Consider the following 9,524-nt stretch of genomic DNA (forward strand, 5'->3'; position numbering starts at 1 on the left):
CGACGATTGCGACCGAGCTGCCCTTGAACAGGCCGGAAACGCTGACCGGCGCCATCTGGACCAGATAGCGTTCGCCGGCGAAATCGGCTTCGGCAAGGCCGCCGCCCGCATAGGCCGGGTCCTTGCGCAGCCGCGCGACGACGTCGAGGCTCGGGTCCAGGCTGTGCATGTCGGCCCCGTGGCCGCCCGACCATGCGCCAAGGATCGTGCTCATGACCGCGGGATCAGAATGGGCGACGAGGTTGTTGTCGCTGCCGATGACATAGGATCGCGCTCGCGGCGATATCTCCCGCGCATCGAGCAACCGGCTGACGGTCTGCAGGTGAATGTTCGTGCCGACCACGATGCCGTTTCGGCCCTTCAGCGGCGCCGCCAGCGCCAGGGTCGGCACCTTGAGCGTTCCGGTGACATAGGGCCCGACGGACACCGCGCCGCCGCTTTTGGTGGCGGCCTGATACCAGGGGCTCTGCCGCGGGTCGAAATTCGTCCGCTCGAACGGGCGCTCCCCGATCTGCCTGGCTTGGCCGTCGAGGAACCGAAGGGTCGAAACGGTTCCCGCGTCCTGCCCATGGGCGAGCAGCCGGACGGCAAAGGCCGTGCCCGCTGGTGCCGCGAGGCTCTGGCGGACATAGTCCCGCTCCGTATTGATCACCTGCAGGTAGGAACCGTCAGGATAGCCGGCATAGATGCTGGTCGCGTTGGAAACGCTTCTGAGCACCTCCAGGAAGAACTGTTCCTTCGGCTCCAGGTCCCCCGGCGGCGCGACGGCCAGCTGCGGCACGGTGGAGGCAAGCGCGACCGCCTCATGGCCGCCCTCCAGCGCGTTTCGGTATCCCTCGATCAGCCGCAGGCTCATCTCGCGCATATGCTTCTCGCCGGCAAGAATCGCCGCCTGCCGTCCCTGGCTGAACGCCATCCAGATGATCGGCGTCGCCGTTAGAAGCAGGAGCGCGACGACGAGCACGCTGAGATGCACTCTGAGAGGCTTGGACCAGTTCACGCAATTCCCCCGAAACGCGACTGTATTTCGCGGAACCTATCACCTGCTCGGGCCGGCAGGAATGCGCAATCTTTCAAACAAATAGGCCATTTCATTGAATCGATGAGACAATGAAATGGCCCGGTGCAGGTAAAGGCTTTTCGCGCGTCAGTTCAGCGGGATCGCGTTGTCGTCCTTGCTCGCCTGGTAGACGGCGGAAAGATCGTCGTACTTGGCGCGGATGGCATCGGCGCGGGACTTCAGCTCGTTGCGCTGCGGCTCCGGCAGACTGTCGATCAGCTTATGGATCGACTGGCCTTTCCAGAACGCGTTCGTCCGGTTGTAGCCGCCCGGCTCCAGCGTGAAGACCTCCTTCAGGATCTTGAGGTCGTGGGGGATGGAGAAGCTATCACGGGAATCCTCGTGGCTGAAGAAGTAGAAAAAGTTGTCGAAGCCCGCCCATGTAATGGCCGAGAGGCACATCGAGCAGGGCTCATGCGTGGAGAGGAAGATGAGATCGCGGCTGTCCGGACGCTCGGTACCCTCGATTTCGTAGAAGCGCTTCAGCGTGTGCACTTCGCCATGCCAGAGCGGATTTTCCGTCTCGTTGTTGGTTTCGACGAGCACCGTCGAAAGATCGGATTTGCGCATCAGCGCGGCACCGAAGATCTTGTTTCCGGCTGCAACGCCTTTTTCCGTCGCCGGAATGATGCCGCGCTCCATGGTGCCAAGCAGCGCATCCAGCAGTTGGTAGGTGTCGGTCTCCGTTGTCATTCCCAATGTCCTTTTGTTGGGTCTTTCAATCAACGCCAGGAAAAACAGGAAGCGGTTCCTGCCCGGAATGGCGGGCTCTCAATACAATCCGAAGCGGCCTTCGGATTGTGCATTTCAAGGCAATTCCGCAAGACGTCTCAAGGGGGCGTCCACCCGGGATTGCATGTACGAGGCGACGGTCGGCTCAGTGCGCCTCCGCCACGATCAATGGCACCTCGACGCCCTTGGCGTCGTAGAGCTTGCCGTTGAGGAAATAGTCGCCGTCATGAAGCCGCGCAATATCCTGGTAGCGGATCGTGCGCTCCGTCGCCGCGACGAACACCGACTGCTGATCGGAATTGCCCGCGGTGAAGTGGTTGAACAACAGGTTGAGCAGGATCGCCATGACTGCCGCCGACGAGATGCCCGAATGGAAGATCGTGGCGACCCAGGCCGGGAAGTGCTCGTAGAAACCGGGAGCTGCGATCGGGATCATGCCGAAGCCGATGGATGTCGCAACGATGACCAGGTTCATGTTGTTGTTGTACTCGACCTTGGACAGCGTGCGGATGCCGCTTGCCGCAACCGTGCCGAAGAGCACGATGCCGGCGCCGCCGAGAACCGAGGTCGGAACGGAGGCAACGATGCGCCCCATGATCGGCAACAGGCCGAGCGTCACCAGGAACAGGCCGCCGGTTGCCACCACATAGCGGCTCTTGACGCCGGTGACCGCAACGAGCCCGACATTCTGGGCAAAGGCGCTTTGGGTGAAGGAACCGACGATCGGCGCCAGGATACTCGACAGCATGTCGGCGCGAAGCCCGTCGCCGAGCCGGCGCGAGTCCACCTTGGTCTCGACGATCTCACCGACGGCGAGAATATCGGCCGAGGTTTCGACCAGCGTCACCATGATGACGATCAGCATCGAGATGATCGCGGCGAGCTCGAAGGTCGGATAGCCGAAGTGGAAAATCTTCGGCAGCGCGAAGACCGGGCCGTTGGCCACTTGCGAAAAATCGGTCATGCCGGCCACATAGGCGATGCCCGTGCCGATGACGATCGAAAGCAGGATCGAAAGGCGGGAAATCGACGCGTTGCCGAGCTTGCTCAAGAGCAGCACGATGATCAGCGTCACGGCCGCAAGCTGGATATTGGCGGTGCTGCCGAAGTCCGGCGCCGCCTTGTTTCCGCCCATGGCCCAGAATGCCGCCACCGGCATCAGCGTCAGGCCGATGGTGGTGATGACGATGCCGGTGACCAGCGGCGGGAAGAAGCGGGTGATGCGCGAAAATACCGGCGTGATCAAAAGGCCGATCAGCGAGGCCGCGATGACTGCGCCGAGGATCGCCGGGATACCGCCATTGCCCGAAATCGCGATCATCGTCGCGACGCCCGAGAACGAAACCCCCTGCACCAGCGGTAGCCGGCTGCCGAAGAAAGGCACGCCGATCGTCTGCAGGATGGTCGCAAGGCCGCCGGCAAAGAGCGAGGCGGTGACGAGCAGGCCGACATCGGCGGAATTCAGGCCCGCCGCCTGGCCAAGGATCAACGGGACGGCAACGATGCCGCCATACATGGTCAAGACATGCTGCAGACCATAGGCCAGATTGGCGCCGATGCTCAGCCGTTCGTCTTCGGGATTCTCTGGTAGTGCGTTTTCCTCTGCAATACTTGCCAAGGGTATCTCCTCCATACCTTTGCGATTGCCCCGTCTCCAGCGGGACAACCAAAAGGTAACGGAAGGGCGGCAAATCGCGCCTTCCTAAAAAACGCGAAACACCTTTCGGGATTCGAACGGGAATGCGTGGGAGCCGCTCCGGCGTCCGTGCGGGCCCATCGGCAACGGCGTTCAACGCCAACCTTGGGGCGATTTCGCCCTCACCTGCCGGCCCGGTCAAATAGATCCCGATAGACCCAAAGATGGTACGACAGCGACCTTTAGATCGGTTTCGAGTTCGGCTAAAGAACTTCCGCAGTACTTCGCAATAACATATTCCAACAGGTTGAAAACATGAAAAAATTTCGCTTCGCCTTTTTGGCGTCGGCGGCCGTGCTGTGTGCATCGACCGCAGCCCATGCCGAGGATCTCGTCTTCACGCTGAAGAACGGCACGAACTCGGTTCTGAACAACTTCTACGCTTCGCCGACCGGCGTCGACAGCTGGGAAGACGACATCTTCGGCCGCCAGGCTCTTGGCCCCGGCGAAGAGATGGAAATCACCATCGCCGATGGCCGCAGCGTCTGCCGGTATGACATGCGCTTCGAATTCCAGGGCGAGGATCTCGACACGACGACGGATACGCAGGACCTCTGCGAAATGGGTTCCTATACGATCCACGAGTAATGAACGCCCGGCGGGGAGCCTCAGCGGACCCCCGCCGCATGCATCTTCAGGCGGCTTTCAATGCACCGCTTGTGAGACAGGCTTCGGCAAAGGCGGTCGCAACGGCCGAAAGCTTGATGGCCTGCCAGTAGCGGTAATCGTGCACCAGCGCCGACGAAATCCAGCACGCGCCGCGATTGCTCTTCTTCGCCCAGCCGATCAGCCCTGCCTCCCGCGCCAGGCCAAAGAGCCGCGCCGTATGGGTTCTGGAAATACGGTATCGGCTCGACAGAGCGTTGGGAGAAACCTTTCCGATCCAGACCGGCGCCGCGCTATCGGTAGGCAGCGACGGCACATTCTTGATCAGGTCGTGCAGGACGCTGCTTCCGGAATCGGAGCGGACGAATTTGGCAATGCTTGGTGGTGGCTTGTGCCAATCGCGCCGCGCCAAGAGCAGGCGCGCAAACCGGGGCTGCGCCCGGTGCAGGAGGTCCGGTTGCTGCCGCGACAGCGCGAAGCGCCCGCCGCCATCGATGATGTCCAGCGCCCGGAGATGAATATCGAAATATCGCCGGATGAGCTGCTCGCTCATCTCGGTTGCGCGAACCGCGCGCTGCCGGCCGTCCGCGCTCTCGAGCGGCTCGACAAATCCGTATCGCCGCATCTCGAAAAGGAATGCGTGCACGGTGTTGCGGCTGGCGATGGCGCTCATGGTCCGGGCGAGATTGCCCGGCGAAATCGGCAGGCATGTGCGGTCCTGCCTATGCTCGAAATGCATGGCCATCGTCATCTGGCTGAGCATCCAGCGCCGCAGATCGGCCACGTAGTGCACCTCGCGCGGCAGGGCGAGATGGGTTTCCAGCAGTTCGCGCGCAGCGGAATCGAGCCCCTCGCGAAAGCGATCCATCCGGACCAGATCTTCGGCAGAATAAGGCGGCGATAGCGCCGCGGCGGAAACGACGGATAACGACATGATGGGAGTTTTCGGCACGCTCAACCGCGCGGATGGCGGCCAAGCGAAAAGAGGGCTGGACCCCCATCATACTGGGAATGCAGACGAAATCCAGCGGCAGCAGACCCGGCGGCAGCGGCCTTTCGATACGCCCTTGCGCCTTCCGCTCAGGCAGGAAGCGGCGGCATTTCCGGCGCAGTGAGGCCGCGGAAAGGATCACGCCAGGCGTCGATCTCCTCGAGTTGGCGAGACCAGCGCCTGAGCGCCGGATAGTCCTCGACCGGCAGCCGCGCCGCATCGTTGTAAGGCAGGAACGTCGCCATGCGAAAATCGGCGAAGGAGACGGTATCGCCAACCAGCCAGGCGCGGCCGGAGAGCTCGGCCTCAAGCAGCCGGGCGGCCTTGTGAAAGGCCTTCAGCCCCTCCTCCACCATGGCCTCGTCACAGGAGCCGATACCGTAGCGCAGCTTGGTGCCGCGCTCCCAATGCACCATGTCGCAGGCCCTGATGAAGTTCTCCTTGCCCCAGCTGATCCAGCGGATCATCTCGGGCTCGTCGTCATCCGCTCGCCAGAAGTTGGAGCCTGTCCTGCGCGAAAGAAAGCAGGCGATCGCATCCGCCTCCCAGAGCGAGCGGTCCGGCCGTTCCAGGATCGGCAGCAGCAGGTTGGGGTTGAGCGGCCGATAGCGCTCCGCCTTCCCCGGCGCCAGCGGCTCGGCAAATTCGAACGCGACCTCGGCGTTCAGATGCCGCGCGACGGCCACCGCCAGGCGAGGATTGGGATTGCGGCTGAAATAGAGCTTCATGCGGTCTCTCTCCGTGTATACACGCTATGAAGACGAACGAAGGCGCCGCTCGCCGACAGGCGCGAGAGAAAAATCGAGCGCCGCTTCGACGAGAAAGACCAGTCATCAGCGCAAGGCATGGCCGATGACAGAGAGCATCCCGCTCTCAAGTGGAAGCACCGGAGGCGAAAGATGCTCTGGAATGAGAGTTCCAGGGCGTCCTTGGTGCGTTCGGTTGAAGGCACCGCACTCTAGCTGGTGCTGGATTTGTTACGACTGCGCCAAAGCAGGACCGACAGAACCGCATGAACTGCGACCGCTGGCCACAGAAGGACGCCCACGGAACCGTCCGTCAGTCCGAAGAAAGCCAGATAGAGCGTGACTGCCGCGCTGTAGATCAGCATGCCGAGAAGACCTGAATTCTTCCAGCAGGCAAGCCCGAGTGCGATCAGGGCAATTCCTGCCACCCGGGCCGTCGGGATAGCAGGGCCGGTCAGTACTTCGCCAAGCAATACCTGCCCCACAAACGAAGGCACCACCACCAGCGCGAGCCCTGTTGCCATCTCCCCGAAGGCGGCGAGATCAAGCACGCGTATCATAGGAACGCACCTCCGCCAGCCGTTTAAGTCCAAGCCTTGCGATCCACCGGCGCTAGAGCATCCCGCCCTCAAGTGGACCCACTGAAAGCGGAATAGACGCTCTAGGGCGTTGCGTTTGGCTTCAATTCGAAAGTCAGCTTGTCGATCTTGCCCGTGAAGCGGAACGGCGTGTCATAGCGATATTCCAGCAAGGCGACGCCGGTGCGTGTGTCGAGACCGACGTCAAAGGTCTCATCCTCGGGGAAGGTAACCGGGATGCCATGGTCTATGCTGTTCCTGGCGACCTCCTTGCCGTCCACCGACAGAACGCCCGTGCCGCCGGCGCCAAGTCCCTTTCCATCGGACTTGAAGTCGAAGACGATCGTGTGCCTGCCGGGTTCGAGCTCCGGTCCCTCCCACATGGTGCGCTTGAGGTCGAGGAGATTGTAGAGGAACACGACCTTCCCGCTACCGACACCGAAGTCTCCCTTGCTGAGGAAGAGGCCGTAACCGCCAAAGCGGCCGCCTTCGGTGACGATCATGCCTTGGGCACCGCCGTCGGGTATCTCGACCTCGGCGGTAATCGTATAGGACCTGTTCAAGGTGCTGGGCGCGGCACTGGCCGGTACACCGCTCAATTCTCCCCGATAGGTGAATTCCGTCCGTCCGGCCGTCAGGTTGGGTCGAGGAGCGTTCCAGCGTGCGAGCGTCGAATTGTCGAGCGGCAGCACGTTGTACTTCTTCGCTTCGGCATAAAAGAGGCCCTGCAATTCCTTCAGCTTGTCGGGCATCTTGGCGGCAAGATCGGAGAACTGCGTCGGATCTTCGTCGACGTTGTAGAGTTCCCAGTTGTAGCCGGTGATCACGTCGGGAGGCGTCTTGGTGCTGAGTTCCCACGGCAGTGTCGCGGGCGTCGTCGCGGCGATCCATCCGTCGTGGTAGATCGCGCGGTTTCCCAGCATCTCGAAGTACTGCGTCTGGTGTTGCGTCGGGGCCGTGGCATTCGCCTTGTCCCATGTATAGGCCATGCTGACGCCTTCGATCGGCTCCTGCGTGATGCCGTTGATCGTCTCCGGTTGCGATATGCCGGCCGCTTCGAGGATCGTCGGCACGATGTCGATGAAGTGGTGGAACTGCCGGCGGATGCTGCCGGCGTCATTGATGTGGCCCGGCCAGGACATGACCATGCCCTGCGCCGTCCCGCCGAAGTGCGAAGGCACCTGCTTGACCCACTTGAAGGGGGTATCCATCGCCCAGGCCCATCCGGCCGCGAAATGCGGGAATGTCCGCTCCGAACCCCAGAACGGATACCAGAGAAACTGGTCCTTGACCGGTACCTCGACACCGTTGAACGTGGTGAACTCGTTCGGTGTACCGTTGACCATGCCTTCGGCGCTCGCTCCGTTGTCGCCGCCGATGTAGATGATCAGGGTGTTGTCGAGCTCTCCGAGGTCTTCCACCGCCTGGATGACGCGCCCGATCTCGTTGTCGGCATAGGCAAGGTAGGCGCCGTACACATCGGCCTGCCTGATAAACAGTTTCTTCTCCTCGATACTGAGGGAATCCCATTGCGGCAGCCCTTCCGGCCATGGCGTGAGCTTCGCGCTCTCAGGCATGATGCCGAGCCGCTTCTGATTGGCGAAGATCGTCTCGCGAACCTTGTTCCAGCCCTCGTCGAAGAGGTGCATGTCGCTGATCTTCTTGATCCATTCGGGCGTCGGATGGTGCGGCGCATGGGTGGCTCCGGGCACGTAATATACAAGCCAGGGCTTGCCGGGGGCGATCTCGCTCAACTGCTTGATGTGCTGGATCGCCTCGTCGGCCATGGCTGTTTCCAGGTTCCATTTGGGGTTGCCCTCAAACGGATAGATGGCGGTCGTGTTGCGGAACAGGTTCGGCTGCCACTGGCTGGCATCGCCGCCGACGAAGCCGTAGAAATAATCGAAGCCCATGCCTGTCGGCCATTGGTTGAACGGCCCCGCCTGGCTCGATTGGTAGGACGGCGTGTTGTGGTTCTTGCCGAACCACGCGGTGGCATAGCCATTCTCCTTGAGGATCGTGCCGATCGTTCCTTTTTCGATGGGAATGATCGAATCGTAACCGGGGTAGCCGGTAGCGATTTCGCCGACCACGCCGAAACCGACGGAATGGTGATTGCGCCCGGTGATCAGAGCCGCGCGAGACGGCGAGCAAAGCGATGTCGAGTGGAAGTTGGTAAAGCGCAACCCCTCTTTGGCGATGCGGTCCATCGCCGGTGTCGGAATGACCCCGCCAAAGGTGCTCGGTGCACCGAAGCCCTGGTCGTCCGTCATAATGAGCAGCACATTGGGGGCGCCTTTCGGAGGCACGACGCGCGGCGTCCACCAGGGCGTCGATTCCGAGGCCTTTTCCTTGATCACGCCGCCAAAAGCCGGACTTGGCGACGGCAACTGCTTACCCGTGATTGTCGTGGTCGCTCCGGGTGCGCCGAGCGTCCCTGAAACCTGCTGTGCCCATGCGGGCGTAAAACCAAGCGCGAAGAAAGCTGCACCCGCAAGCATGCTCTGGCCAATGGTCATGGCGAACACCTCTGTTGCAGATCGTTGAACCCTCTCCGAATTAGGGTGACCTAATATACGCAAATCACCGCGCACGGGAAAGGTAGAACAACCTGACGCGCGTTTGTTTTACGACCGGTCTTTTCGAGCCCCAGTCATCTCCGACCAATGCGCCGCAGACGGTCTGTCCGGGTCGCCCAGACCCGCGTCTTTCGCTGCGCGAACAATTCCGTTCGGGCTGCGTTCATAAACAGAAGCGTTAGATAGGCTACCGATTCGGAGGTATATCCATGAGAAAGATCATTTCAATCAGCCTGATGCTCGCGTCGTTGATACCCGGCGCAGCCCTGATGCCGGGCGCTGCCCATGCTCAGGGCGTAGAGCTCTATATCGATGGCGGTGGGCCAAGATATGACGATGGCCGACGCTACTACGACGAGGACTATGGCGACGATTATTATCGCGACCGCAACTATCGCGACCGCTACTATCGCGACCGCAATTATCGTGATCGCCGCGCCGGCCGCATTTGTACCCCGCAGCGCGCTTTGGCGATAGCACGGGCCGAGGGCCTGCAGAACGCCAGAGTCGGTCGAACCACCAATCAGTGGATCGAA

At 61.6% G+C, this 9,524-nt stretch carries 9 protein-coding genes; 2 read left to right on the forward strand and 7 right to left on the reverse strand.

What is annotated here, in order from left to right:
• From I8N66_RS33705 to I8N66_RS33715, 3 genes are all read right to left on the reverse strand, one after another.
• Positions 1 to 1,000 (reverse strand): cache domain-containing protein (locus I8N66_RS33705; protein ID WP_291163773.1); only part of this gene is annotated, 1,000 nt, incomplete at its 3' end.
• A 147-nt stretch (positions 1,001 to 1,147) separates the two neighbouring features.
• A complete protein-coding gene (locus I8N66_RS33710; RefSeq protein ID WP_291163776.1) occupies positions 1,148 to 1,753 on the reverse strand; it encodes a nucleoside deaminase in 606 nt (201 codons plus the stop codon).
• Between the two features lie 184 nt (positions 1,754 to 1,937).
• The gene (locus tag I8N66_RS33715) at positions 1,938 to 3,425 is read right to left on the reverse strand and encodes a nucleobase:cation symporter-2 family protein (RefSeq protein ID WP_113540473.1); all 1,488 of its coding nucleotides are present in this window, start codon (positions 3,423 to 3,425) and stop codon (positions 1,938 to 1,940) included.
• 318 nt (positions 3,426 to 3,743) lie between these two features.
• Between I8N66_RS33715 and I8N66_RS33720 the strand changes: the two genes are divergently transcribed.
• Entirely contained in the window at positions 3,744 to 4,076 is a 333-nt protein-coding gene (locus tag I8N66_RS33720; protein ID WP_113540472.1) for a hypothetical protein, read from the forward strand.
• A gap of 46 nt (positions 4,077 to 4,122) precedes the next feature.
• Here the strand turns inward: I8N66_RS33720 and I8N66_RS33725 are convergent, their stop codons facing one another.
• The 4 genes from I8N66_RS33725 to I8N66_RS33740 form a co-directional block, all read right to left on the reverse strand.
• Positions 4,123 to 5,028 carry a hypothetical protein gene (locus I8N66_RS33725; protein ID WP_113540471.1) on the reverse strand — a complete coding sequence of 302 codons (906 nt, stop codon included), beginning with the start codon at positions 5,026 to 5,028 and terminating at the stop codon, positions 4,123 to 4,125.
• 146 nt (positions 5,029 to 5,174) lie between these two features.
• On the reverse strand, positions 5,175 to 5,813 hold the full coding sequence (locus I8N66_RS33730) for a glutathione S-transferase family protein (RefSeq protein WP_291163781.1): 639 nt from the start codon (positions 5,811 to 5,813) through the stop codon (positions 5,175 to 5,177).
• A gap of 230 nt (positions 5,814 to 6,043) precedes the next feature.
• Positions 6,044 to 6,391, reverse strand: a complete 348-nt coding sequence (locus I8N66_RS33735; RefSeq protein ID WP_291163784.1) for a hypothetical protein — start codon at positions 6,389 to 6,391, stop codon at positions 6,044 to 6,046.
• A 101-nt stretch (positions 6,392 to 6,492) separates the two neighbouring features.
• Complete coding sequence (locus I8N66_RS33740; RefSeq protein WP_291163785.1) at positions 6,493 to 8,928, reverse strand: arylsulfatase; 2,436 nt, start codon at positions 8,926 to 8,928, stop codon at positions 6,493 to 6,495.
• A gap of 269 nt (positions 8,929 to 9,197) precedes the next feature.
• Here I8N66_RS33740 and I8N66_RS33745 point away from each other — a divergent pair.
• Positions 9,198 to 9,524: hypothetical protein (locus I8N66_RS33745; protein ID WP_291163787.1), on the forward strand; the 327-nt coding region annotated here is incomplete at its 3' end.

The organism is Ensifer sp. SSB1 (genome assembly GCF_016652895.1).
GTDB lineage: Bacteria > Pseudomonadota > Alphaproteobacteria > Rhizobiales > Rhizobiaceae > Ensifer.